This is a genomic window from Pseudomonas sp. S2_B07, assembly GCF_054668435.1.
The window spans coordinates 5433682-5458298 of the sequence record NZ_CP162769.1 but is presented as its reverse complement, the minus strand read 5'-3'; the positions used below and the strand labels follow the sequence as shown (position 1 = coordinate 5458298).

20 protein-coding genes are annotated in these 24617 nt (G+C 59.3%); 8 read left to right on the top strand and 12 right to left on the bottom strand.

Annotated features, from left to right (window positions below):
• Positions 1 to 433 precede the first annotated feature (433 nt).
• Positions 434 to 1510 (bottom strand): S-methyl-5-thioribose-1-phosphate isomerase, encoded by a 1077-nt coding sequence (gene mtnA, locus AB4N43_RS25190; RefSeq protein WP_027924107.1) that lies wholly within the window; start codon positions 1508 to 1510, stop codon positions 434 to 436.
• Between the two features lie 108 nt (positions 1511 to 1618).
• Between mtnA and AB4N43_RS25185 the strand changes: the two genes are divergently transcribed.
• The 5 genes from AB4N43_RS25185 to AB4N43_RS25165 all read left to right on the top strand — a co-directional run bounded on the left by AB4N43_RS25185 (position 1619) and on the right by AB4N43_RS25165 (position 6617).
• Positions 1619 to 2953 carry a TRZ/ATZ family hydrolase gene (locus AB4N43_RS25185; RefSeq protein ID WP_027924106.1) on the top strand — a complete coding sequence of 445 codons (1335 nt, stop codon included), beginning with the start codon at positions 1619 to 1621 and terminating at the stop codon, positions 2951 to 2953.
• Between the two features lie 58 nt (positions 2954 to 3011).
• Positions 3012 to 3710, top strand: a complete 699-nt coding sequence (ubiG, locus tag AB4N43_RS25180; RefSeq protein ID WP_007945809.1) for a bifunctional 2-polyprenyl-6-hydroxyphenol methylase/3-demethylubiquinol 3-O-methyltransferase UbiG — start codon at positions 3012 to 3014, stop codon at positions 3708 to 3710.
• A 4-nt stretch (positions 3711 to 3714) separates the two neighbouring features.
• Complete coding sequence (mupP, locus tag AB4N43_RS25175) at positions 3715 to 4386, top strand: N-acetylmuramic acid 6-phosphate phosphatase MupP (RefSeq protein WP_027924105.1); 672 nt, start codon at positions 3715 to 3717, stop codon at positions 4384 to 4386.
• A gap of 191 nt (positions 4387 to 4577) precedes the next feature.
• Positions 4578 to 5318, top strand: coding sequence for a YciK family oxidoreductase (locus AB4N43_RS25170; protein ID WP_008031809.1), 741 nt, complete (start codon positions 4578 to 4580; stop codon positions 5316 to 5318).
• 372 nt (positions 5319 to 5690) lie between these two features.
• The gene (locus tag AB4N43_RS25165) at positions 5691 to 6617 is read left to right on the top strand and encodes a GGDEF domain-containing protein (protein WP_059182366.1); all 927 of its coding nucleotides are present in this window, start codon (positions 5691 to 5693) and stop codon (positions 6615 to 6617) included.
• Positions 6618 to 6758: 141 nt separating this feature from the next.
• On the opposite strand, the gene AB4N43_RS25160 is transcribed toward AB4N43_RS25165, so the two are convergent.
• From AB4N43_RS25160 to AB4N43_RS25130, 7 genes are all read right to left on the bottom strand, one after another.
• Entirely contained in the window at positions 6759 to 7520 is a 762-nt protein-coding gene (locus AB4N43_RS25160) for a TenA family transcriptional regulator (protein WP_228758893.1), read from the bottom strand.
• 78 nt (positions 7521 to 7598) lie between these two features.
• Positions 7599 to 10058, bottom strand: a complete 2460-nt coding sequence (locus tag AB4N43_RS25155) for an EAL domain-containing protein (RefSeq protein WP_059182365.1) — start codon at positions 10056 to 10058, stop codon at positions 7599 to 7601.
• 180 nt (positions 10059 to 10238) lie between these two features.
• Positions 10239 to 12056: an ABC transporter ATP-binding protein gene (locus AB4N43_RS25150; protein WP_027924101.1), complete on the bottom strand. Its 1818-nt coding sequence runs from the start codon at positions 12054 to 12056 to the stop codon at positions 10239 to 10241.
• Positions 12049 to 12690 carry a DsbA family protein gene (locus AB4N43_RS25145; RefSeq protein ID WP_027924100.1) on the bottom strand — a complete coding sequence of 214 codons (642 nt, stop codon included), beginning with the start codon at positions 12688 to 12690 and terminating at the stop codon, positions 12049 to 12051. Before AB4N43_RS25145 ends, AB4N43_RS25150 begins: the two co-directional genes overlap by 8 nt.
• Positions 12691 to 12693: 3 nt before the next feature.
• Entirely contained in the window at positions 12694 to 13635 is a 942-nt protein-coding gene (gene trhO / locus AB4N43_RS25140; RefSeq protein ID WP_027924099.1) for an oxygen-dependent tRNA uridine(34) hydroxylase TrhO, read from the bottom strand.
• A gap of 172 nt (positions 13636 to 13807) precedes the next feature.
• Complete coding sequence (locus AB4N43_RS25135) at positions 13808 to 14104, bottom strand: BolA family protein (RefSeq protein ID WP_027924098.1); 297 nt, start codon at positions 14102 to 14104, stop codon at positions 13808 to 13810.
• A gap of 12 nt (positions 14105 to 14116) precedes the next feature.
• Positions 14117 to 14644, bottom strand: coding sequence for a DUF2059 domain-containing protein (locus AB4N43_RS25130; protein ID WP_027924097.1), 528 nt, complete (start codon positions 14642 to 14644; stop codon positions 14117 to 14119).
• 193 nt (positions 14645 to 14837) lie between these two features.
• On the opposite strand from AB4N43_RS25130, the gene AB4N43_RS25125 reads away from it, so the two are divergent.
• Positions 14838 to 16232: a class II fumarate hydratase gene (locus tag AB4N43_RS25125; RefSeq protein WP_027924096.1), complete on the top strand. Its 1395-nt coding sequence runs from the start codon at positions 14838 to 14840 to the stop codon at positions 16230 to 16232.
• A 105-nt stretch (positions 16233 to 16337) separates the two neighbouring features.
• Here the strand turns inward: AB4N43_RS25125 and AB4N43_RS25120 are convergent, their stop codons facing one another.
• On the bottom strand, positions 16338 to 17297 hold the full coding sequence (locus AB4N43_RS25120) for a DMT family transporter (RefSeq protein ID WP_027924095.1): 960 nt from the start codon (positions 17295 to 17297) through the stop codon (positions 16338 to 16340).
• 182 nt (positions 17298 to 17479) lie between these two features.
• Between AB4N43_RS25120 and AB4N43_RS25115 the strand changes: the two genes are divergently transcribed.
• Positions 17480 to 17674: a DUF6316 family protein gene (locus AB4N43_RS25115; protein ID WP_460152106.1), complete on the top strand. Its 195-nt coding sequence runs from the start codon at positions 17480 to 17482 to the stop codon at positions 17672 to 17674.
• Positions 17675 to 17785: 111 nt separating this feature from the next.
• Here AB4N43_RS25115 and AB4N43_RS25110 read toward each other — a convergent pair whose 3' ends face one another.
• Together AB4N43_RS25110 and pap are read right to left on the bottom strand one after the other, a co-directional pair.
• Positions 17786 to 18970 (bottom strand): thiolase family protein, encoded by a 1185-nt coding sequence (locus tag AB4N43_RS25110; protein WP_059182362.1) that lies wholly within the window; start codon positions 18968 to 18970, stop codon positions 17786 to 17788.
• A gap of 102 nt (positions 18971 to 19072) precedes the next feature.
• The gene (gene pap / locus AB4N43_RS25105) at positions 19073 to 20587 is read right to left on the bottom strand and encodes a polyphosphate:AMP phosphotransferase (RefSeq protein ID WP_027924092.1); all 1515 of its coding nucleotides are present in this window, start codon (positions 20585 to 20587) and stop codon (positions 19073 to 19075) included.
• A 298-nt stretch (positions 20588 to 20885) separates the two neighbouring features.
• Here pap and mnmC point away from each other — a divergent pair, with 298 nt between their 5' ends.
• Positions 20886 to 22865, top strand: a complete 1980-nt coding sequence (gene mnmC, locus AB4N43_RS25100) for a bifunctional tRNA (5-methylaminomethyl-2-thiouridine)(34)-methyltransferase MnmD/FAD-dependent 5-carboxymethylaminomethyl-2-thiouridine(34) oxidoreductase MnmC (RefSeq protein ID WP_460152104.1) — start codon at positions 20886 to 20888, stop codon at positions 22863 to 22865.
• Positions 22866 to 22871: 6 nt separating this feature from the next.
• On the opposite strand, the gene AB4N43_RS25095 is transcribed toward mnmC, so the two are convergent.
• Positions 22872 to 24425 (bottom strand): NEL-type E3 ubiquitin ligase domain-containing protein, encoded by a 1554-nt coding sequence (locus AB4N43_RS25095; RefSeq protein ID WP_460152103.1) that lies wholly within the window; start codon positions 24423 to 24425, stop codon positions 22872 to 22874.
• Positions 24426 to 24617 lie beyond the last annotated feature (192 nt).

The following is a 24617-nucleotide window of genomic DNA, read 5'->3' as shown; positions in this document are numbered from 1 at the left end:
TCCTTTTTCTGGTGAAACTTCGTCACATCCATATGGGACGAACGAAGCTCGCCGCTGCAGGCTGAGTGCCATACACCGACTTACGACAAATCAACAAGATTAACCATGGATTTGCGCAGTAAAGACAACCCCGTGGGACTGCCTCGGAAAACGCCGGATGTTATCACAAGAGCCGCCACGCACCTATCCCCCAGACGCGCATGGAGCATAGTAAGTTGACCGGTGACAGGCTTGAGGGAGACGAGAGGGGCTTAGAGCTGCACCGAATCAAAAAATCATGCCTGATTCATGCTGATTCATTGACTTTGATGACCTCTTCGCGGGCAAGCCCGCTCCCACAGGGATCTCTGCATGCCCGAGATCTCCCGAACGATGCAGATCCCTGCGGGAGCAGACTTGCCCGCGAAAGCGATGTTTCAGGCGCTAGACATTATTAATGCAAGCGCTTACGGCACATCAACAGCGCCATCTTCGCCGTATCCGGGCGCTCGACAATGCCCTTTTCGGTAACGATCACGTCGATCAAGTCCGCCGGGGTCACGTCGAACACCGGGTTGAACGCATCGACATCCGCCCCGATCCGCTTGCCCCCGACCTCCAGCAATTCACGACCATCGCGTTCTTCGATAGGAATTTCATCGCCACTGGCCAGGTTCATGTCGATGGTCGAACTCGGCGCCACCACCATGAAGCGCACGCCGTGGTGCATGGCGTTGACCGCCAGCTGATAAGTGCCAATCTTGTTCGCCACATCGCCATTGGCAGTGATGCGGTCGGCGCCGACGATTACCCAGGTCACGCCTTTGGTTTTCATGATGTGCGCGGCGGCGGAGTCGGCATTCAGGGTCACGGGAATGCCTTCATTGGCCAGCTCCCATGCGGTCAGACGCGAACCTTGCAGCCACGGCCGGGTTTCATCGGCGTAAACCCGCTCGACCATACCCTCGATAAAGGCCCCGCGAATCACGCCCAGCGCCGTGCCGAAGCCGCCGGTGGCCAGTGCGCCAGTGTTGCAGTGGGTCAGGATTGCCTGAGCATTACCCTGGTGCTTGCGAATCAAGTCCACACCCAGCTGGGCCATGGTCAGATTGGCTTCGCGATCACTTTCATGAATGGCGAGAGCCTCGGCCTCCAGGGCCGCCAGAGGGTCTGCGTCTTCCTTGAGACGATCCAGGCGGTCGCGCATGCGACTCAGGGCCCAGAACAGATTCACCGCGGTTGGACGGGAATCGGCCAGTACCGCGTAATCCTCTTCCCACGCAGCCTGCCAGTCACCGCCCTCGGCAATCCGGGCGCGGGCCGACAGCACCATGGCATACGCCGCACTGATGCCAATCGCCGGCGCACCGCGCACCACCATCGAACGAATGGCCTCGGCCACACCGGCTGCACTGGTGTAGGCAATCCAGGTTTCTTCGAAGGGCAAAACACGCTGATCCAGCAGGTACAGGGCGCCATCACGCCAATCGATGGCCTTCACTTTCTCCGCAGCCAACAGTCGATCGCGCATCCCACACCCCGCACTCAAGCACAAAAGCCGCCGATTATAGCGATCCCCCCGCGAAGACGCTCGGGTATACTTCGCCATCCTTTACAAAAGCACTGGAACCGACCCTCGATGCCGAACACTGCCGCTGCGCTCGACCTGTTATTGCTGCCGACCTGGCTGGTACCCGTCGAACCCGCTGGCGTTGTCCTCAAAGAGCATGGCCTGGGCATCCGTGACGGACGCATCGTATTTATCGGCCCACGCTCGACTGCGTTGAAGCTTAACGCAACTGAAGTGCGCGAGTTGCCGGACATGCTGCTCAGCCCCGGCCTGATCAATGCCCACGGTCACGCCGCCATGACGCTGTTTCGTGGCCTGGCCGATGACCTGCCGCTGATGACCTGGCTGGAAAACCACATCTGGCCCGCCGAAGCCAAATGGGCCGATGAAGCCTTCGTACGGGATGGCACGGACCTGGCCATCGCCGAGCAGATCAAAGGTGGCATCACCTGCTTCTCTGACATGTATTTCTTCCCGAAGGTTGCCAGCGAGCGCGTGCACAACAGCGGTATACGCGCGCAAATCGCCATTCCGATCCTCGATTTCCCGATCCCGGGCGCCAGCACGGCGGACGAAGCCATTCGTCAGGGCGTGGAATTGTTTGGCGATCTCAAGCACCACGAGCGCATCAAAATCACCTTCGGCCCCCATGCGCCTTACACCGTGAGCGATGAAAACCTGGAGAAAATCCGGGTGATTGCCGAAGAGCTGGACGCCTCGATCCACATGCACGTCCATGAAACCGCCTTCGAAGTGCAGCAATCGGTCGAGCAGCGCGGTGAACGCCCGCTGGCTCGCCTTGGCCGCCTGGGCTTGCTCGGGCCGCGCTTCCAGGCCGTTCACATGACCCAGATCAGCGATGAAGACCTGGTGATGCTGGTAGAAAGCAACACCAACGTGATTCATTGCCCGGAATCCAACCTCAAGCTGGCCAGCGGATTTTGCCCGGTCGAGCGCTTGTGGCAGGCCGGCGTCAATGTGGCCGTCGGCACCGACGGCGCCGCCAGTAACAATGACCTGGACCTGTTGGGCGAAACCCGCACCGCTGCGTTGCTGGCCAAGGCCGTCGCCGGCTCGGCCACCGCGCTGGATGCTCATCGCGCCTTGCGCATGGCCACGCTCAATGGCGCCCGTGCGCTGGGGATCGAGGCTGAAACCGGCTCGCTGGAAATCGGCAAAGCGGCAGACATCGTCGCGTTTGACCTCTCCGGCCTGGCGCAGCAACCGGTCTACGACCCGGTTTCGCAACTGATCTACGCCACCGGCCGGGACTGCGTGAAACACCTGTGGGTCGCGGGCAAGCAGCTGCTTGATGACCGACGCCTGACCCGCCTCGATGAAGAACAGTTATGCGCCACCGCCAAGGCTTGGGGCCAGCGCATCAGTGGCCGCACCGAATCGTAAGATCCCCGGACCAGAAAACCGGGGCAACAGGATTTTTCAAGTTTTAGAGGACTGAACCATGAGCAACGTCGACTACGCCGAAATCGCCAAATTCGAAGCCCTGGCCCATCGCTGGTGGGACCGTGAAAGCGAGTTCAAGCCGCTTCACGACATCAACCCGCTGCGGGTCAACTGGATTGACGAACGCGTCAACCTGGCCGGCAAGAAGGTGCTGGACGTCGGTTGCGGCGGCGGAATCCTGAGCGAGGCCATGGCCCAGCGCGGCGCCACCGTCATGGGCATCGACATGGGCGAAGCACCGCTCGCGGTCGCGCAGTTGCATCAGCTGGAGTCGGGCGTGAACGTCGAGTACCGGCAGATCACCGCCGAAGGCCTCGCCGAGGAAATGCCCGAGCAGTTCGACGTTGTTACCTGCCTGGAAATGCTCGAGCACGTGCCGGATCCGTCGTCGGTCATTCGCGCCTGCTTCCGCATGGTCAAGCCGGGAGGCCAGGTGTTCTTCTCCACCATCAACCGCAACCCGAAAGCGTACCTGTTCGCCATCGTCGGCGCTGAATACATCATGAAGCTGCTGCCGCGCGGCACGCACGATTTCAAGAAGTTCATCCGCCCTTCCGAGCTCGGCGCCTGGAGCCGCATGGCTGGCCTGACCGTCAAGGACATCATCGGCCTGACGTACAACCCGCTGACCAAGCACTACAAACTGGCGGCCGACGTGGACGTCAACTACATGATCCAGACCCTGCGCGAGGAGTAAGCCGATGCGTATCAGAGCAGTCCTTTTTGACATGGACGGCACGCTGCTCGACACCGCGCCGGACTTTATTGCCATCTGCCAGGCAATGCGCGCCGATCGCGGCTTGCCGTCAATGAATGACAAGCACATCCGTGACGAGATTTCCGGCGGCGCCAAGGCGATGGTCGCCGTGACCTTCTCGATGGACCCGGAGTCGCCAGGCTTTGAAGAGCTGCGACTCGAATTCCTCGAGCGCTATCTCGCCGGATGCGCGGTGCATAGCAAGCTCTTCGACGGCATGGGCGAATTGCTGGCCGACATCGAGCAGTCCAGCCTGATCTGGGGCGTGGTGACCAACAAGCCGCTGCGTTTCGCCGAGCCGATCATGCAGCAACTGGGGCTGGCCGAGCGTTCCGCGCTGCTGATCTGCCCGGACCACGTGAAGAACAGCAAGCCAGACCCGGAGCCGCTGATTCTGGCATGCAAGATGCTCGACCTGGACCCGGCCAGCGTGTTGTTTGTCGGCGATGACCTGCGCGATATCGAATCGGGCCGCGATGCCGGCACCAAGACCGCTGCGGTGACCTACGGCTACATTCACCCCGACGACAACCCGCGTCACTGGGGTGCGGACGTGGTGGTTGATCACCCGCTGGAGTTGCGCAAGGTGCTCGATAGCGCTTTATGCAGTTGCTAAGTAGAGCGGCTTTTTGTGGCGAGGGAGCTTGCTCCCGCTGGGGGGCGAAGCGACCCCTCTAGCTATCACCGCACTCTGTCAGGCACACCGCATCTGCAGGTTTCACGACTGCTGCGCAGCCGAGCGGGAGCAAGCTCCCTCGCCACAGGTTCGGTGTTCGCCTTATTGTTGAATTGTGTTGAGGTTTTCTTATGTTTGATTATTCCGCTCGCCCCGAATTGCTCAAGGACCGGGTCATTCTGGTCACCGGTGCCGGCCGCGGCATCGGCGCGGCGGCTGCGAAAACCTACGCAGCCCATGGCGCCACTGTCCTGCTGCTGGGCAAGACCGAAGCCAACCTGACTCAGGTGTATGACGAAATCGAAGCAGCCGGGCATCCACAGCCGGCGGTGATCCCGTTCAACCTGGAGACCGCCCTGCCCCACCAGTACGATGAACTGGCGGCGATGATCGAGACCGAATTCGGCCATCTCGACGGCTTGCTGCACAACGCATCGATCATCGGCCCCCGCACGCCGATCGAACAACTGTCCGGCGAAAACTTCATGCGCGTCATGCAAGTCAACGTCAACGCCATGTTCATGCTCACCAGCACCCTGCTGCCACTGCTCAAATTGTCGCAAGACGCCTCGGTGGTATTTACCTCCAGCAGTGTCGGCCGCAAGGGCCGCGCGTACTGGGGCGCTTATGGCGTGTCCAAATTTGCCACCGAAGGCCTGATGCAAACCCTGGCCGACGAAGTGGACACCGTGGCCCCGGTCCGCTCCAACAGCATCAACCCGGGCGCCACGCGCACCAGCATGCGGGCCCAGGCTTACCCTGGGGAAAACCCGCTCAACAACCCGACCCCGGAGGAGATCATGCCGGTCTACCTCTACCTGATGGGACCGGACAGCACTGGCATCAACGGCCAGGCGTTCAACGCCCAGTAACACCGTGCGTCGCTTTTGTGCCGTGCCGATTTTCCGGCGCGGCACTCAAAGTGAGTCGTAACTACCCCCCTCCCAGTCAAACAACCGCCACCCCTTTTCGTTAAAAAAACTCAAAATCAAACTCAACTCTATGTTTTTTATAGCTTTATATTCGAATGAACCGAATGGCACGACTTTCGCTCTAAATTTGCTCAGACACGCAGTGTGAAAGCAGACAGGCGGGCTCCCAAGTCGATAGGTTACTAATCTTCGGCAAAGCAGACTAAACTTGCGCCAACTGTCCCACGGGACTGATGGACCAGTATGACGCGCAGCCTGAAGCCGCTCTCACCCAGCCTGTAAGACAGCTTTACCGCTTAGGGGCTCAGCCATATGAAATCACCTTCCCAGACCAACGCAATTGACTTCGATAGCGCCAAATTGCAACGCCTGGGATTTGGTCAGCAACCTCCTCTTCTGGAACGCCCCGTCAGCCTTGCGCTATTGCGCCAGCAACTGGGTCAGCAGTTGCAAACCAGCCTCGAGCCACAACGCATTCTCGGACTTTTCTTCCGCGAAGTTCAGCGCCTGGTACCACTGGATGCCTTGAACTATCGGCATCAGGCCAGTGACTTGCGCCTGGAGTTCGGTCAGCGCGGCCATCACTCGGTCAGTTACAGCCTCAGCCATGAAGGCGAGCAGTTGGGTGAACTGGTCTTCCGCCGCAATCAGCGATTCAGCGAGCTTGATCAAGGCAATCTGGAGTCGTTGCTGTCGGCACTGCTGTTCCCGATGCGCAATGCCCTGCTTTACCGGGCGGCGACGCAAAGCGCATTGCGTGACCCATTGACCGATACTGGCAACCGCATCGCCATGGATCAGACCCTGGAACGCGAAATCGAGATGTCGCGACGCCACTTGATGCCTCTGTCCCTGCTGATGCTGGACATCGACCACTTCAAAAACGTTAACGACAGTTATGGCCACAACGCCGGCGATGACGTACTCAAGGCCGTCGCCACGGCGATCAAAAACCAGTTGCGCAATGTCGACATGGTATTCCGGTTTGGCGGCGAAGAGTTTCTGATCCTGCTGTCCAACACCACTCGAGAAGCTGCCGCCATGGTCGGCGAACGGCTGCGGGCAGCAGCTCAGGCTCAGGACTATCGGGCGGATGGCAATGCAGTAGAACTGACCGTCAGCCTCGGATGTTCGACCCTGCTGCCGGGTGAGTCTGCCGAGAGCTTGTTGCGACGGGCTGACAGTGCGTTGTATGTCGCCAAGCGCGAGGGGCGCAACCGGTTGACGATGGCGGGTTGAGCTCTAAACAACACTACAAACCAATGTGGGAGCGAGCTTGCTCGCGATAGCTTTCTAACATTCAGCATCTTTATTGAATGTTTAGCAGCCATCGCGAGCAAGCTCGCTCCCACATTTGGTTTGTAGTGTCTTTAAACCCGTTTAGCTTTCCGCCAGCGCCATGCGCTCACGCGCCACCGGTGCTTTTTCCGAATGCTCCAGCTGCATGCAGCGCTCCAGAAACAGGTGCATGTAGTCGTAGCTCTTGCAGATGGCCTGACGCAGTTCCACTTGCAATGACTTGCTCGGGTTCATGCCCGCCAGGGTGCAGATGATTTCCAGTGCCTCCCACGGATGGGCATCGTCGTACTGGGCGTGCATCTTCAACCACTTCATCGCCCGTTTGCGATCCTCTTCCGGAAACGCCGCCGCATAGACACCACTGGAGCAAACCAGCGCCGACCACTCACCGGTTGCGCCTTCAATGGCGTAGTTGGTCGCGGCGATGGCGACGATCAGCGAATCCGCCGAACTGGTGTGCCAGCACCAATGGCTCAAGGCATGAAGTTCAGGGGGCACCTGCTGCGCCTGCAAATCTTCAAGGCTGACGCCGTGCGCCCGACTCCAGTGCACCCAGTAATCGGCATGGTTCAATTCCACGCGAATATTGCGCATCAGCCAGCGACGCGCCATGTCTTCGCCAGGATGGCGGGCAAAGCGGGTCTTGGTCAGGTTTTGTGCCATGTATAACGCGAACTGTTCAACGACCGGCCAGCCACCGATGAGGTACTGACGCATGGTTTTTGCGCTGAGTTTGTTATCTCGCATGCGCTGATACAGTTCGTGTTCGACAACCCGGCGCTTACTCTCGCTGCAATCCTTGATGAGCTGTTGCGCCCAGGCAGGATAACTTGCAGCTTCCATGAGTGGTCCGGTTCGGTTGAATGTGTCGATCACTGTCGGGCTCCTTTTGATTGTGATTGTTCGGATCAGCAAGAGATTTCAACGGAACGTGCCCGGGGCCTTGAACAACAAAGGCTGAGGCCGGGCAGGACGACTTTGCAAACTATCGCAGGTAAACAGATGCGGGCGTTCAATCACATACCCTTGAGCGAAATCGACCCCGATTTCCAGCAATGCCTGCTCGATCTGGGGTGACTCTACAAACTCGGCAATCGTGCGCTTACCCATGACATGGCCGATGTGGTTGATCACTTCGACCATGGCGCGGTTAATCGGGTCGTCCAGCATGTCCTTTACGAAACTCCCGTCGATCTTCAAGAAGTCTACAGGCAAATGTTTCAAGTAAGCGAACGAGGACATTCCGGCGCAAAAGTCATCTAACGAGAAGTGACAACCTAAACCCTTGAGCTCATTGATAAATCTGATTGCACTACCCAAATTGGAAATAGCACTGGTTTCAGTGATTTCAAAACAAATCATTTCAGGCGGAATGGAATAGTTAACAAACTGTTCACGCAGGAAGTCCAGAAACGCCTCATCTCCGATAGTAGTACCTGACAGATTAATCGCACACATGGCTAACGGACCTTTACGCGCCTCCGATATACATTGGGCAATGACCTTGAAGACGTTCTCCACGACCCAGCGATCGAGTGCAGTCATCAAGCCATAACGCTCCGCCGCCGGAATAAAACTGTCCGGCAGGATCATGCGGCCGGCTTCGTCATGCAGGCGCAACAGAATTTCGATATGCCCGCCCCCGCGCTCGGTATGCCCTAGCGGTGCGATTTCCTGGGAGTACAGGCAAAAGCGATCCTCTTCCAGCGCCATATGCAGACGCTGGACCCAGGCCATCTCGCCAAAGCGCAGCGACAGTTCCGAGTCATCGGCGTGATAGACCTGAACTCGATTGCGCCCCTTTTCCTTGGCCATGTAACACGCCATGTCCGCAGCACGCAGCGAGGCTTCAAGGGAAGTTGGCGTTTGCGCCAGATGAACCAGCCCGATGCTCACCGTCGTCACGAAGGGCCGGCCTTTCCAGACAAAGTGCAGGTTCTGGACGGTCTGGCGCAGGTTCTCGGCAATCTTGTCGGCCGCTTCCGGCGCGCAATTTTCCAACAAGATGCCGAATTCGTCGCCACCGAGGCGGGCCAGGGTGTCGCCTTCGCGCAAGCCCGACTGCAACAGCGCGCAGATATGCCGCAGCAACTCGTCGCCCGCCGCATGGCCACAGGTGTCGTTGACCAGTTTGAATTGATCCAGATCGAGAAACATCAGGGCATGACGCCCGGAATGCCGCGTCAGGTTGTGCAGTGCCTGCTCCAGCCGAAACTCGAACTCTCGGCGGTTGGCGAGCCCGGTCAAGGCGTCATGAGTCGCCTGCCAGGACAGATTGGCAATGTATTGGCGCTCCTGCGTCATGTCATGCAACACCAGCACGGTGCCGCTGACCTTGCCCGCATTGCGAATCGGCGAGCCAACCAGCGTCACCGACACCGTGCTGCCATCCAGGCGCTGAATCAGCTTTGAATGTTCGCTGCCCCCGCTGAGCTGACCGCTCAGAATATGTTCGATCAACGTGAAACCATCAGCCTGGGCGTTTTCATCCAGCAAGTTGAACAGTGCCGCCAAAGGCAGACCCGTCGCCTGTTCGGCTTTCCAGTGGGTCAGCGCCTCGGCGGCGGGGTTCATGTAGGCAATAGCGCCTTCGACATCCGTGGTAATGACCCCGTCGCCAATGGATTGCAGGGTGATCTGCGCCCGGTCTTTCTCCAGTTGCAGCGCCTCAGCGAACTCATGGCGCTGCCTGAGCAACTTGTGGGTACGCAGCAACGCCAGCGCGATCAGGCCCAGCGCCGTGGCGAGATTGGTCACCAGCAGCAACCGGAGAATCAGGCGCGAGCCTTCGCCCAACGCATCGCTGAACGCTTTGGCAGCGGGCGTCACTGCATCGTTGATGGCGAATATCCGATCCTTCCAGCGCCAGATATCGGCGGTGGTGGCCTGACCTTCGGTAATGCGCTGGTGCATCTCTTGCGCCACGTCATTGAGTTGCAGCAGGTACGCGTCGCCCACCGTCCAGCGGTCAATGGCTTTTTCAAGGTAGGTGAAATGGCGGAAATTGAGGTAGAGCCAGATCAGGCTTGAAACGTCGTCGGGGTGGTTACCCCCCTTGAGGATAGCCACTCGCGCAGCTTCGATATCGGGCGGCTGGAGATCCAGCGCCACACGCAATTCGTGGCCACCCTGAGGAACGGCAATGGCGTTCTGGTATTTGCGGAAAATCGCCTCGTCGCGATTGTCCGCGTAGAGGTTGAGGTAATAGATGGCGTCCTTTTGGCCCTTTGACCAAAGGCTTTCACCGGCAACGTAGCCGCGAACCGCCGACAGAACGTACAGGCTGACGCCACCCAACAGGGCCTGAAACAGCACGACGGCAATAAATGGCCAGACGATGCCCAACAACCGTGGCGTTCCGAGAGTCCGGGTTTGATTCATGAGGTCCCTTGTTTTAGCACTGCCAGATCATCATCCCAACGTGATCGCTATAGCTAGACTAGGGTGCGTTCTCGATCCCGGCAAGCGAGAAGCCTGCCAGGACGGGCAAGTCCTTGATTATTCGCCGGGATGTTCCCGGCGACGCATGAAGCGCAATAGAAAAGGGACTGTACGTCGACGCTAAAGTTGCTGCAAATGACCATAAAGCTTCGCGTACAAACCACCATCAGCTATCAATTGTTGATGGTCACCATCCTCGGCAATCTGTCCGCCATCGAACACCAGCACCCGATCAGCCTGTTTCACCGCGGACAACCGGTGCGCAATGATCAGCGTGGTGCGGTGGCTCAGAAACCGCGACAAGGCCTGATGCAGGTTGTATTCGGTGGCAGCGTCCAGCGCCGAGGTGGCCTCGTCGAGAATCACCACTTTGGGTTCGGCCAGTATCATCCGCGCAATCGCCAGGCGTTGGCGCTGGCCGCCGGACAAACGCACGCCGGAGCGCCCGACGACGCTGTCCAGGCCATTGGGTAGCTCTCGAACCGTGTGGTGCAGTTGGGCAATTTCCAGTGCCTGCCAGCAGGCATCGTCGCTGCGTACACGGCCCATCGTCAGGTTGGCGCGGATGGTGTCGTTGAACAGCGCCGGATGTTGCAGGACCACGGCGACGTTTTCGCGCACGGTGTCCAGGCCGATCTCCTGCTGGGTCGAACCACCGAAGCGGATGGTCCCGGCCAACGGCGTGTACAACCCCAGCAACAGTTGCACCAGCGTACTTTTGCCACCGCCACTGGCGCCGACAATCGCGACTTTTTCACCGGGGGCGATGGACAGGTCCATCTTGTTCAACACCCACTCATCACCATAACCGAAGCTCAGCCCCTGCACTTCAATACCCACCGTGTCGCGGCCCTGGAACGGGTCGACCCCACCGGGATAATGCGGCTCATCTGCCCTGGCCAACAGCTCGTTGATCCGCGACAGCGCACCGCCGGCGGCGTAATAGGCGTACTGCAAATTCAGCAATTGCTCCACCGGGCCGATCATGAACCACAGGTAGCTGAATACCGCCAACATCTGGCCGATGGACAGGTCGGAGAACAGCACGGTGAGCATCGCCGCCGCGCGAAAAATATCGATACCGAACTGGAAAAGCAGGCCGCTCGCACGGTTCGAGGCATCGGTTTTCCATTGCGAGCTGATCGCGTAATCGCGCACTTCCCGGGCCCGCAGGCCAAGGCGACCGAGGAAGAACCCCTGGCGGTTGCCAGCACGCACTTCCTGAATCGAGTCGAGGGTTTCGGTCAGTGCCTGGGTGAAGCGCGAGGTGCTGTCGTTTTCGAGTTTTTTCAGGTGTTTGACCCGCTTGCCCAACTGCACCGTGGCGTAAATCACCAACGGATTGAACAGCATGATCAGCAGCGCCAGCTTCCAGTGCATCCAGATCAGAATGCTCGCGGTGCCGACCAGCGTCAGCATCGCCACCAGAAACCGGCTGAGGGTTTCGCCGACGAATTTGTCCAGCGTGTCCAGGTCGGTGACCAGGTGCGTGGTCACCGTGCCGCTGCCCAGGCTTTCGTATTCGCCCAGTGAAATGCGCTTGAGCCGCTCGATCAGGCGGGTACGAATGCGATACACAATGTCCTTGGCCAGCGCCGCAAACAATTTCGCCTGGATCACGTTGAACAACAAGGCGCCGCAGCGCAGCAACAAGGTCACGAACAACATCAGGCCGATGTAGCCGGCCGCTTTCTGCCAGCCTTCGGGCAAGGCGTGGTTCATCACCTTCAACGCGGCGTCACCGTGGCCCAGCAACACTTCGTCCACCAGCAACGGCAGCAGTAACGGAATCGGCACGCTGCACAAGGTCGCCAACACGGCGACGCCATTGGCGATCCAAAGGGATTTTTTATGGTGCAAGGCCAGTCGGCGGATTTCGGCCCAGCTCAGCCGATCGACACACGCGGGAGCCGGGACGCCATCAGGACCATCATGCACAGACAGAGTGCTCCAGCCAGCGGCCGAGCAACGGGGACAATTCACTCAGGGGCTGATAGCCATTGGTCAGCAACGCCAATTGACCTTTGCGCTCAGCCAGCAAGGTAGGGAAACCGGCGATGCCCAGGTCCTGGACCCAGGTGAAATCGGCCGCCGTGGCGGCGTGCATATCGGCACTGTCAAACAAGGCGGCGAATTCGATGCGCGGCAGACCGGCCTGCTCGGCCAATTCCACCAGCACACTGGCGTGGGTGACGTCGCGCCCTTCGACGTAGAACGCGTGCTGGATCAGGCCTAACAGTTTCCATGCGCAATCCGGCGCCAGGGCACGTGCGGTCACCAACGCCCGGCAGGCAGGCTCGGTGTCATACACAAAGCCGTCCGGCAACGCGCCTTCTGTCTTGAACGGTTGGCCGGTGGCTTCGGTGACCGCCTGCCAATGTTCAAGAATGTAACGTCGGGTAGTCGGCTCCAGCGCCGCACCACTGCCGGTGCGCAAACCACCGACAATCAGATGCACCTCTACGCCCGCCGCACGCGCCTGTTCGACCAAGGCAGTGGCCACTGGCGCAAAACCCCAGCACCAGGAACACATCGGATCCATCACATAGAGCAGACGGCGGCGCGCAGACATGATTCAAGCCTCGGAAGGGGTTTGCTTGTAGTTGTAGCCGATCGGGTGAGGCAAGTTGCGCGCCTTGGCCAGTTCGATCTGCTTCTGCCGATCAATGGCACTGCGTCGGGTCTTCTCGCTCAGCGTATCCCAGCAATGCGGGCAGCTGATGCCGGCGACGTAATGCTCGGAGGCGCGGTCTTCAACGCTGATCGGCGTACGGCAGGCATGACATTGATCGTAGTCGCCTTCGCTGAGGTCATGCCGCACGGTCACGCGGTTGTCGAACACGAAGCAGTCGCCCTGCCATTTGGTTTCTTCCTGCGGCACCTCTTCGAGGTACTTCAGGATGCCGCCCTTGAGGTGATAGACCTCATCAAAGCCTTCGCTGAGCATATAGCTCGACGCCTTCTCGCAGCGAATGCCACCGGTGCAGAACATCGCCACCTTCTTGTGCACGGCCGGGTCGAAGTTGGCTTTGATGTAGTCAGGAAATTCGCGAAAACTGGTGGTTTTGGGGTCGATGGCGCCTTCGAAGGTACCGATCGAGACTTCGTAATCGTTACGGGTGTCGATCAACAACACTTCCGGATCGCTGATCAGCGCATTCCAGTCCTGTGGATCCACGTAGGTGCCGACCTTTTTGTTCGGATCCACGCCTTCAACGCCGAGGGTGACGATTTCTTTCTTGAGCTTGACCTTGGTGCGGTAGAACGGCTGATCGTCGCAGTACGACTCTTTGTGATCGATGTCGTCCATGCGTGGGTCGTTCTTGAGCCAGGCCATCAGCCCGTCAATGCCTTCGCGGCTGCCGGACACGGTGCCGTTGATGCCTTCTTCGGCAATCAGCAGCGTGCCTTTGATGCCGTTGTCGACCATCGCTTGCAGCAGTGGCTCGCGCAAGGCGACGTAATCTTCCAGGGTGACGAACTTATACAGTGCCGCCACGACAATCTGTTGTGTCATGGGTATTTCTCCAGGTGGCTACCCTCGCAAAGGGTGAACCGGATAAAAAAAACGCGCCGGGTGAGCGGCGCGTTGCAGATTTTAGCAAGAAAGCAGCTTCGAGCGGTAAGCTTCAAGCGGCAAGTTGAAGCAGGTCGCCGTGATCTTGCAGCTTGCAGCTTGAAGCTGCTTTTTACTGCTTTCCTCCAGCACAGGTCGGCGAGGCCGGAGCCGCGCCGATCTGTGCCCATTCCTCAGGCGTGTAGGTATGCAGCGCCAACGCATGAAACTCGCCCATCAGCTCGCCGAGCGTGCCGTAGACTTTTTGATGACGCTTGACCCGGTTCAGCCCTTCGAACTGCTGGCTGACCACCACGGCCTTGAAGTGAGTCTGCAACCCACGACTGTGCATGTGGCTTTCATCCAGCACTTGCAGATGCTGCGGCTGTAACAGGCCCAGCGTTGATTCGATGCGTTGTTGCATGGTCATACCGAACTCCGCTTAAGGCTTTTTCTTGGCTGCTGGAGCCGCGGCGCCTTTCGGGTCCAGCTCGGCAGTCATGTCAGCCAACAGTTTGTTGACCACAGGTACCGCGCTTTCCAGCTTGGCTTGAGTCATCTGGGCCGATTGCTGAGTCAGCTGCGGCATTTTTTCCAGGACTTTCTTGCCCAGCGGCGACTGGTAGAACGCTACCAGGTCTTTGAGTTCGGACTCGGTGAAGTTGGTGGTGTAGAGCTTGACCATGTCCGGCTTCAGCTTGTTCCAGCCAATGGCTTGGTCCAGCGCGGCGTTGGCTTTGGCTTGATACGTTTCCAGCAAGGCTTTTTTCGATTCAGGGGCTTTGGTCTGTTCAAAGCGCTGAGCGAACATTTGCTGTACTTGCATGTACACCGGAGTGCCCAATTTGTCAGCGTGCGCCAGAGTCAGGAAAGCTTCGGCACTGGCGTTGTGGCTGGCGGTATCGGCAAAAACTGGGCCGCTGGCGCAAACCAGTGCAACCGCGGTACAGATGGCACGAAGACGAGTCATCGAGTTTCCTTTTCTAGCAGGCGAGGTAAAACCCCAAGGGCGTCCATTCTGCGCCTAAAAAAGTGTGTCGCTCAACCCCAAGCCTTGTCAGGCCTGAATTAGAGGGGTTGAAGAGGCAAAAAACCTTCAGATGGAACCACGGCCGGCGATCACGGCCTAAACTGCGCTATCAGCCCTACAGGAGTGTGCATTGATGAGCCGTATCGAAACCGACAGCCTTGGCCAGGTGGAAGTCCCGGATGAAGCTTACTGGGGCGCTCAGACGCAACGCTCGCTGATTAACTTCGCCATCGGCAACGAAAAGATGCCGCTGGCGGTGCTGCACGCCTTGGCATTGATCAAGAAAGCGGCGGCGCGGGTCAACGACCGTAACGGTGATGTGCCCGCCGACATCGCCCGGCTGATCGAACAGGCCGCCGACGAAGTGCTCGATGGCAGCCATGACGACCAGTTCCCGCTGGTGGTCTGGCAGACCGGCAGCGGCACTCAAAGCAACATGAACGTCAACGAAGTGATCGCCGGCCGCGCCAACGAACTGGCCGGCAACCCGCGCGGCGGCAAGTCGCCGGTGCACCCCAACGATCACGTCAACCGCTCGCAAAGCTCCAATGACTGCTTCCCCACCGCCATGCACATCGCGGCGGCCCAAGCCGTGCAACAGCATTTGCTACCGGCCATCAGTGAACTGTCGGGCGGGTTGGCCGAGTTGGCGGCGCGCCACATGAAACTGGTCAAGACCGGCCGAACGCACATGATGGACGCCACGCCGATCACTTTCGGCCAGGAAATCTCGGCGTTTATCGCGCAACTGGATTACGCCGAACGGGCGATCCGCAGCGCACTGCCAGCCGTGTGTGAACTGGCCCAGGGCGGCACCGCCGTTGGCACCGGGCTGAACTCGCCCCACGGTTTTGGCGAAGCGATTGCTTCCGAGCTGGCGGCCCTTTCCGGCCTGCCCTTCATCACCGCACCGAACAAATTCGCGGCGCTGGCCGGTCACGAACCGCTGACGACTCTTTCGGGGGCGTTGAAGACCCTGGCGGTGACCCTGATGAAAATCGCCAACGACTTGCGCCTGCTGGGCTCCGGCCCCCGCGCCGGTCTGGCCGAGGTTAAATTGCCGGCCAATGAACCGGGCAGCTCGATCATGCCGGGAAAGGTCAATCCGACGCAGTGCGAAGCGCTGTCGATGCTGGCCTGTCAGGTGTTGGGCAATGACGTCGCCATCGGCTTCGCGGCGAGTCAGGGCCATCTGCAATTGAACGTGTTCAAACCGGTGATCATCCACAACCTGCTGCAATCGATCCGCCTGCTGGGGGATGGCTGCAGCAACTTCCAGCAGCACTGCATCGCCGGGCTTGAGCCGGACGCAGAGAAAATGGCTGAACACCTGGAGCGTGGGTTAATGCTGGTGACAGCACTGAATCCGCACATCGGTTATGACAAATCGGCGGAGATTGCCAAGAAGGCGTATGCCGAAGGGCTGACCTTGCGGGAAGCGGCATTGCAGCTGGGGTATCTGACGGATGAGCAGTTTGAGGCCTGGGTAAGGCCGGAGAATATGCTGGAGGCTGGGGCCAAAGGTTAAGTTTTACAGTGTCAGTTAGATTGCTATCGCGAGCAAGCTCACTCCTACAGAGGGATCGCCATTTCCTGTGGGAGCGTGGCTTGCCCGCGATGAACGATGACGCGGTTAACCTGCTGCCATCCGGACCTTACGAGCCTTGAGCCCCGCCATCAACGAAGGCCCCAACGCCACTAACGCCGACCCCAACACCACCAGCACCGCCCCGCCATACCCCAGACCGTTGATCGTCTCGGCATGCACATAATCGGGCCACAACCACGCGGCCACGGCCACCGCGACAAACGTCACCAACGGCGTGATCGCCAGCGTCGCACTCACTCGTGAAGCTTCCCAATGGGCCAGCGCTTCGGCAAACGCGCCATAGGCAATCAGCGTATTCATGCAGCACGCCAGCAGCAGCCAGCCTTGCAGCGGGCTCAATTGCAGCGCTTCAAGCGGATGCACCCACGGTGTCAGCAACAACGCGCAGAACAGGTAGATCACCATCATCACCTGCAACGAATTCCACACCGTCAGTAATTGCTTCTGCCCCAAGGCATAGAAAGTCCACACCGTGGACGCCAACAACACCAGCAGCACGCCCGTGGTGTATTCGGTCAACGAAGTGAGCAACTCGGCCAGGCGCTGATTGAAGAACAGGGCGAAACCGATCAGCAGCACCAACAGGCCAATCCCCTGCCCCACGCTGAAACGCTCCTTGAACACAAACAGACTGGCGATCAGCAACATGATCGGGCCCATCTGCACCACCAGTTGCGCGGTGCCGGGGCTGAGCAGGTTCAGGCCCATCAGGTACAGCACGTAGTTGCCGACCAGACCGAGCACCGCCATCAACACCAGCCAGCCACCTCGCGGGCCGAGGACTTTGCGCGTTGGCAAACGTTTGGTCGCGGCCAGATACACAAACAGGCAACCACCGGACACAATCAGGCGAAACCAGGTGACAGTCACCGGGTCCATCACCAACAGCACTTGCTTGAGCTTGATCGGCAGGATTCCCCACAACAGCGCAGTCAACAGGGCCAGAAACAGACCGTAAACCCAGCGACCGGATGAAATGTGCATGCGAACCCCAACAGCCTGATGGCGAGAAACACCATTCTAGGCGCAGCGGCGTCTGGCACACAGGGACAGTTGGCGAGTGGACGCGAATGAAACTGTGCAGGTCGCAGCGGCCGTCGATCAGTTGACCGGGCACAGTCGGAGGTTCGTGCATAAGCTCACGGTATTTCCCTCAGGAGATCGCCATGTACGGCATGCGCGCCAAGGACAACGCCCCCGCGACGCACTTTCGCAGTGACCGGTTGTGTCGTGTGAATGGGGAACTGTATTTCAGTACTCGGGAAAATACGCTCGAAGGGCCGTTTGATAATGCCGAGGCGGCGGCGCGGGAGATTCAGGCGTATATCGAGCGGATGCAGATTTTAAGTGCCCGCCGTTAGACCGAGGCGCTGCCTTCGCGAGCAGACTCACTCCTGCAATTGAAATGCGATCAACTGTAGGAGTGAGCCTGCTCGCGATAGCGACTGATCAGGCGACACCGTTTTGCGAATTTAACGCACCGCCTCAAACAACCCCGTCGCGCCCATCCCGCCACCCACGCACATGGTGACGACGCCATAACGCAAATTGCGTCGCTGCAACTCCCGCACAAGATGCCCGACCTGACGCGAACCGGTCATGCCGAACGGATGCCCGATGGAAATCGAGCCGCCATTGACGTTGTACTTCTCGTGATCGATCTCCAGCCGATTACGGCTGTACAGGCACTGCGAAGCAAACGCTTCGTTGAGTTCCCACAGATCAATGTCGGCCAACTGCAAGCCCTTGGCCTTGAGCAACTTCGGCACCGAGAACACCGGACCAATGCCCATTTCATCCGGTTCACACCCGGCAACCGTGAAACCACGGAAGAACGCCTTGGGCTTCAAGCCCAGTTCCAGGGCTTTTTCCAGGCTCATCACCAGCGTCATCGACGCGCCGTCGGACAGTTGCGACGAGTTGCCTGCCGTGACCGAGCCGTCTTCGGCAAACACCGGTTTCAAACCGGCCAGGCTTTCCAGCGTGGTGTCCGGGCGGTTGCAGTCGTCGCGATCGACGATGCCATCGAGGATTTGAATTTGCCCGGTGGCCTTGTCTTCGACCCGGTACTTCACCGCCATTGGCACGATTTCATCATCGAACAGACCGGCGGCCTGAGCCTTTGCCGTGCGCTGCTGACTTTGCAACGCATACAGATCCTGCGCTTCGCGGCTGACGTTGTAGCGACGCGCGACGATTTCGGCGGTCTGGCCCATCGGGAAATAGATGCCAGGCACCTGCTCTTTCAGCAGCGGGTTGATCAGGTTGTCGGTGTTGACGCTTTTCATGGTCAGGCTGATGGACTCGACGCCACCGGCAACGATGATGTCGCTGCAACCCGACGCAATCTGGTTGGCGGCGATGGCAATCGCCTGCAAGCCCGAGGAGCAAAAGCGGTTGAGGGTCATGCCGGCGGTGCCGATGCCCAGACGCGACAACACGGCCACGTTGCGCCCGATGTTGTAGCCCTGCGCGCCTTCGTTGGAGCCCGCACCGACAATGCAATCCTCGACGCTGGCCGGATCGATGCCGGTACGCGCCAACAAGGCATCGACACAATGGGCCGCCATGTCGTCCGGACGGGTCTGGTTGAACTTGCCGCGAAAGGATTTGGCCAGGCCGGTCCGCACGCTGTCGACGATCACCACTTCACGCATGGCATACCTCATTGTTGTTGTCGGTTGAGAGTGGACCGAGCATAAGTCCACCTCATAACCGACCGCGACAATCATTCACCCCGCGTATGCGTAACCATCGCCTCAGTTCTTGTGCTGCCTGGCCTTCTTGTCGGACTTTTCGAACGCGTCCTCCAATGCCCGATTGATCGTGCGCAGGACTTTGACCCGCGCCCAGCGCTTGTCATTGGCTTCCACCAGGGTCCAGAGCGAGATTTCGGTGCTGGTGCGATCGACCATGTCGCCGACGGCGGCGCGGTAAGCGTCCCATTTTTCGCGATTGCGCCAATCGTCTTCGGTGATCTTGAAACGCTTGAAGGGAATTTCTTCCCGCGCCTGAAAACGCTCCAGTTGGGTCTGCTTGTCGATGGCCAACCAGAACTTGACGACGATGATGCCCGAATCGGAAATCTGCTCTTCGAAGTCGTTGATCTCACTGTAGGCCCGCAGCCAGTCTGCTGGCGGACAGAGCTCTTCGATGCGCTCCACCAGCACCCGCCCATACCAGGACCGATCAAATACCGTGAACTTGCCCTTGGCCGGCAGGTGGCGCCAGAACCGCCACAGATAGGGCTGTGCCCGCTCCTCTTCAGTGGGTGCGCCAATTGGCACGATGCTGTACTGACGCGGATCGAGCGCCGCCGCGACTCGCCGGATCGCCCCGCCCTTGCCCGCCGCATCATTGCCTTCGAACACCGCCACCAACGCGTGCTGACGCATGCGTTTATCGCGCATCAGACCGGAGAACCGCGCCTGCTCGGTAATCAGCTGTTCTTCGTAATCTTCCTTGTCCAGCTGCTGGGTCAAGTCGAGGCTGTCGAGCAGGTTGATCTGATCGATATGGATCGGCAGCGGCGCGGCGTTGACCTTGTCGGGATGGACCTTGGGTCGCTTGAGCGCATTTTGCAGGCCTTCGAGCAGGATCTTGCCCACCGCCAGGCTGCGATAGTGGGGGTCCGCCCCTTCAATCACATGCCACGGCGCGTAGTCGCGACTGGTGCGACGCAATACACGCTCGCCGTACTTCACGAATTTGTCGTAGGTCCGGGATTGCTGCCAGTCCAGCGGACTGATGCGCCAGCTGTGCAGCGGATCGTCGGCCAGGGCCTTGAGGCGTGCCTTCATTTGCTTTTTGGAGAGGTGGAACCAGAACTTGACGATCAGCGCACCTTCGTCGCAGAGCATTTTTTCAAAGCGCTCGGACTGGTTGATCGACTGATCGAGCACGGCATCCTTGAACAGGCCATGGACCCGGCCTTGCAGCATCTGGCTGTACCAGTTGCCAAAGAAAACCCCCATGCGGCCCTTGGCCGGCAACATCCGCCAGTAACGCCAGGCCGGTGGCCGCGCCAGCTCTTCGTCGGTCTGCTGGTCGAAGGTGCGGACTTCAATCAGGCGCGGGTCCATCCATTCGTTGAGCAGCTTGACCGTCTCGCCCTTGCCGGCGCCTTCGATGCCATTGATCAGGATGATCACCGGGAAACGTTGCTGCTGCTGAAGATCGAATTGCGCTTCCAGCAAGGCTTCGCGCAGCGCCGGCACCTCGGCGTCATAGGTTTCTTTGTCGATGGCGTGACCGATTTCGGCGGATTCAAACATGGACGGCTCCCTTTCCTGATTGAGCAAGACTAGCGGATTGACCTCCCTTGCGGGGGAGAAATCCCTCACCTCACTGCCGGAACAGTTTCGTGTAGCAGCTGCCGAAGGCTGCGTTCGACTGCGTAGCGGTCGTGAAACCTGAACTCGTTATTTACCTGAAAAAACCCATGGCTCGATTTTGCGACCGCTGCGCGGCCGAACGCAGCCTTCGGCAGCGGCTACAAGTCTCCCGTGCCATAGATCAAGCATCCCCCCGGCGATCGGCTAGAATGGCGGCCTTGCCGTTGCCGAGCCTGCCATGAAACCTGTATTGCCTCACGCCCAACTCGACTGGGACGACCAGGGTCGCCCGTATTCGCGAGTGTTCGATGACGTGTATTTTTCGGACAAATCCGGTCTTGAAGAAACCCGTTACGTGTTCCTCGAACAAAACAATTTGCGTGAGCGATTTGCGGCGTTAGCGGACGGTGGCCGCTTGGTCATTGGCGAGACCGGCTTCGGCACCGGGTTGAATTTTTTGTGTGCCTGGCAATTGTTTGAGCAACACGCGGTGGCGGGTGCGCGACTGCACTTTGTCAGCGTCGAAAAGTACCCGTTGAACGCACCCGATTTGCAACGAGCCCTGGCGTTATGGCCGGAACTCAAACCGTTCGCCGATCAACTGCTCGCGCAATACGTGGCAATCCATCAAGGCTTCCAGCGTCTGGTCCTGGACAACGGCCGGATCACCCTGACGCTGCTGATCGGCGATGCACTGGAGCAGTTGCCGCAACTGGACGCGCAGATTGACGCCTGGTTTCTCGACGGTTTCGCCCCGGCGAAAAATCCCGACATGTGGACCGCCGAACTGTTTGCCGAACTGGCACGGCTCGCAGCGCCAGGCTCGACCATCAGCACATTCACCAGCACCGGTTGGGTGCGCCGTTTGCTGAATGCGGCGGGCTTCAAGATGAAGCGCACGCCTGGCATCGGCCACAAATGGGAAATCCTGCGGGGCGTGTTTCTCGGTTGGCCTGAAGACAGCGCCGCACCCGTTACGGCAAAACCCTGGTTTGCTCGCCCGACACCGCTGGACGGCGAACGTCATGCGCTGGTGATCGGTGCCGGACTGGCCGGCTGCGCCACGGCCGCGAGTCTCGCTGCACGGGGTTGGCAGGTCAGCTTGCTGGAGCGTCACGACGCGCTCGCGCAAGAAGCCTCGGGCAATCCACAAGGCGTTTTGTACCTTAAGCTGTCGGCCCATGGCACGGCTTTGTCACAATTGATTGTCAGCGGTTTTGGCCACACCCGTCGGTTGCTGGAGCATTTGCAGCGCGGTGTCGACTGGGACGATTGCGGTGTACTGCAATTGGCCTTCAGTACCAAGGAAGCGGAACGTCAGGCGCAGTTGGCGGCAGCGTTTCCCGAAGACCTGCTGCACCTGCTTGATCGCGAAACAGCCGAGCGTCGCGCCGGTGTCGCGCTGCAATCGGGCGGCCTGTTTTACCCCGAAGGCGGTTGGGTGCATCCACCCGCCCTGTGCCACTGGCAAGCCGGGCATCCGAACATCCGGATTCTGACCCATCGTGATGTGCTGGAGCTACGCCGTGTCGACGGGCAATGGCAAGCGTGGGATGGCACATCATTGCTGGCCGATGCTCCCGTGGTGGTGCTTGCCGGCGCCGCCGAGATCAAGCGCTTTCCCTACAGCAGCGAGCTGCCGCTCAAACGAATTCGCGGGCAGATCACCCGCCTGCACCAGACACCTGAAAGCCAAAGCCTGAGCACCGTCGTGTGCGCCGAAGGGTATGTCGCTCCGGCACGTTTGGGTGAGCACACCCTCGGCGCGAGTTTCGATTTCAATAACGATGACCTGACCCCCACAGCTGCCGAGCATGCCGGCAATCTGCACATGCTCGAAGAAATCTCGATGGACCTGGTCGCGCGCCTCGGTGCAGACACCTTGCAACCAGAAGCACTTGAAGGGCGCGCAGCGTTTCGCTGCACCAGCCCGGATTACTTGCCGATTGTCGGCCCCTTGGCCGACAGCCAGGCATTTGCCGACGCCTACATCGCCCTGAGCAAGGATGCCCGGCAAACTCCGGACACCCCTTGCCCATGGCTGGACGGTTTGTACGTCAACAGCGGTCACGGTTCACGGGGGCTGATTACTGCGCCGTTGTCGGGCGAGTTGCTGGCAGCGTGGCTGGATGACGAGCCGCTGCCATTACCCAGAGCCGTGGCTGAAGCCTGTCATCCAAACCGCTTTGCCTTGCGGCGTTTGATCCGGGGTCAGTGAAACCGCTCAACCGTCCGCCAGAGAGCAAGTGCCCAGCTCCACCATTTTCATGACGTCCTCGGTCAAGCGCTCGAAAACGGCATTCTCCGCCGTTTCTTTTTCGGTCTTGATCACCGACACCTGACTGAGATAATCGGCCGTCGTCAGGCTCTCGGCCTTATCGAATACCGCTTGCAACTTTGCCGGATACGTCCCGCTGACCGATGCGAATCGTCCAGAGTAATGGCGACTCAGGTAATCCGTCCAAAACGGCTGACGGATCAAAAACCGTTTCAACTGCGGTGACAGCTCTGCGCTTTTAATTTTGCGTTCCGCAATGTCGAGATCGGTCTGCTTCACACCGCTCAAAGACGCATAGCGCATGTGTGTGGGTTGTCCCGGCAAGTCCAGAGTGTTGGCCAACCCGGTTCGATAGGCGAGGCTGACTTCCAGCGGATCAGCCTTGAGGTCCTGCCTGATGTGGCTTTGAGCGAGCTTCTCCAGTTCCTCAAGCCGAAATAGACCTCGCCCAAGCTTCAACAAACCTGCTGCCGTAGAACGCAAACTCCCGACGGGATTGATCGCCTTGTCCACTTCCGTGGCCACTTCCAGATGACTGAAGTTCATTGCCGCCGAATCCGTGCAGTTGATTGGATTGGCAGCCAGTTCGAACACCTGCTCGCGCAGCAACGTATTGGCCTGGGCGGCGTCCAGAACGCTCCAGACTCGTCGGGTCATGTCCTCGCGCACATATTCGGCATCCGCGGTGTCTCCCAGTTCGGCCAGTAATCGAAACAGACCATCAGATGCCGGGACGTCCTTGAATGCCGTCCATGTTGCAGCCCGCGCGGGCGACACCCACTCCTCTGGCAACCAGAGTTCTCGCGCCTGTTGCTCGTTCAAGCGGGCAATGTCGTCTTCGAGATACCCCATGCCGACGCCGACCCGTTCACGAAATCGCCCAAGGCGGGACTGGCTATCGTCCGATAGAGGGTTATGCCGCAAGTTGAGTGTTTCGCTCAACCGCCGGGTGCTGCTGAACAACCAGTCCGGCAGGTCCTTGATCTCATTGTCGCGCAGATCAACTCGCTCCAGATTGGGTAAGCGCGCGAGGTTTTTCGGTAATTCAGTAGCCCGGGTGTCGCGCAGTGACAGGTAACGCAAATCAAACAGCCGGCCAACATCCAGCGTTGCGCCGAGTCGGCGGTTTCCAGTCAGGTTGAGGGTTTCAAGCGTTCGCATACCGTTCAACTTCTTCAAGGTCTGCTCGGTCAATTGCAAATCGTTGTTCGCCAGGCTGAGGTGTTTGAGCGTCGACATCTGCGAAAGAATTTCCGGCAGCAATGTCAGTTTGTTGGCATCCAGCACCAGGGATTCAAGGTTTCTGAACGCCTTGAGGAAGTACGCCACATCGTTATCCAGCTCCATGTCCTTGAGCGACAGGTATTGCACGTGATCAAAGGTGACCTCGGGTGGCAAGATCGGGAGCTTGCCAACGCGCATCTTGTCCAGACTCAAACCCGGTACCGAAGTCGCTTTTTCATTGCGCATGAAAAACAGACGACGCCAGCTGTTTTCCATGATGTCGGACACTTGCAAGCGACTCTGGCGCCACTCGCTGGGGTTCTCGGTCGGTGACCTCGGATCGATCTCCTCTGCGCGCCAGGCGCGGAGCGTACTTCGCAGCTTTTTCAACGCCTGCTGTCGACTTCTGACCTCCTTCGCTCGCACCAAGTGGTCGCTACCCAGTCCCTCAAGCAATGCCCGGGCCTG

Coding starts and splice junctions, on each gene's coding strand:
- mtnA (WP_027924107.1), bottom strand. CDS start 1,510: ATGCGCGATCGACTGTTGGCTGCGGAGAAAGTGAAGGCCATCGATTGG.
- AB4N43_RS25185 (WP_027924106.1), top strand. CDS start 1,619: ATGCCGAACACTGCCGCTGCGCTCGACCTGTTATTGCTGCCGACCTGG.
- ubiG (WP_007945809.1), top strand. CDS start 3,012: ATGAGCAACGTCGACTACGCCGAAATCGCCAAATTCGAAGCCCTGGCC.
- mupP (WP_027924105.1), top strand. CDS start 3,715: ATGCGTATCAGAGCAGTCCTTTTTGACATGGACGGCACGCTGCTCGAC.
- AB4N43_RS25170 (WP_008031809.1), top strand. CDS start 4,578: ATGTTTGATTATTCCGCTCGCCCCGAATTGCTCAAGGACCGGGTCATT.
- AB4N43_RS25165 (WP_059182366.1), top strand. CDS start 5,691: ATGAAATCACCTTCCCAGACCAACGCAATTGACTTCGATAGCGCCAAA.
- AB4N43_RS25160 (WP_228758893.1), bottom strand. CDS start 7,520: ATGGAAGCTGCAAGTTATCCTGCCTGGGCGCAACAGCTCATCAAGGAT.
- AB4N43_RS25155 (WP_059182365.1), bottom strand. CDS start 10,058: ATGAATCAAACCCGGACTCTCGGAACGCCACGGTTGTTGGGCATCGTC.
- AB4N43_RS25145 (WP_027924100.1), bottom strand. CDS start 12,690: ATGTCTGCGCGCCGCCGTCTGCTCTATGTGATGGATCCGATGTGTTCC.
- trhO (WP_027924099.1), bottom strand. CDS start 13,635: ATGACACAACAGATTGTCGTGGCGGCACTGTATAAGTTCGTCACCCTG.
- AB4N43_RS25135 (WP_027924098.1), bottom strand. CDS start 14,104: ATGACCATGCAACAACGCATCGAATCAACGCTGGGCCTGTTACAGCCG.
- AB4N43_RS25130 (WP_027924097.1), bottom strand. CDS start 14,644: ATGACTCGTCTTCGTGCCATCTGTACCGCGGTTGCACTGGTTTGCGCC.
- AB4N43_RS25125 (WP_027924096.1), top strand. CDS start 14,838: ATGAGCCGTATCGAAACCGACAGCCTTGGCCAGGTGGAAGTCCCGGAT.
- AB4N43_RS25120 (WP_027924095.1), bottom strand. CDS start 17,297: ATGCACATTTCATCCGGTCGCTGGGTTTACGGTCTGTTTCTGGCCCTG.
- AB4N43_RS25115 (WP_460152106.1), top strand. CDS start 17,480: ATGTACGGCATGCGCGCCAAGGACAACGCCCCCGCGACGCACTTTCGC.
- AB4N43_RS25110 (WP_059182362.1), bottom strand. CDS start 18,970: ATGCGTGAAGTGGTGATCGTCGACAGCGTGCGGACCGGCCTGGCCAAA.
- pap (WP_027924092.1), bottom strand. CDS start 20,587: ATGTTTGAATCCGCCGAAATCGGTCACGCCATCGACAAAGAAACCTAT.
- mnmC (WP_460152104.1), top strand. CDS start 20,886: ATGAAACCTGTATTGCCTCACGCCCAACTCGACTGGGACGACCAGGGT.
- AB4N43_RS25095 (WP_460152103.1), bottom strand. CDS start 24,425: ATGGAAAACAGCTGGCGTCGTCTGTTTTTCATGCGCAATGAAAAAGCG.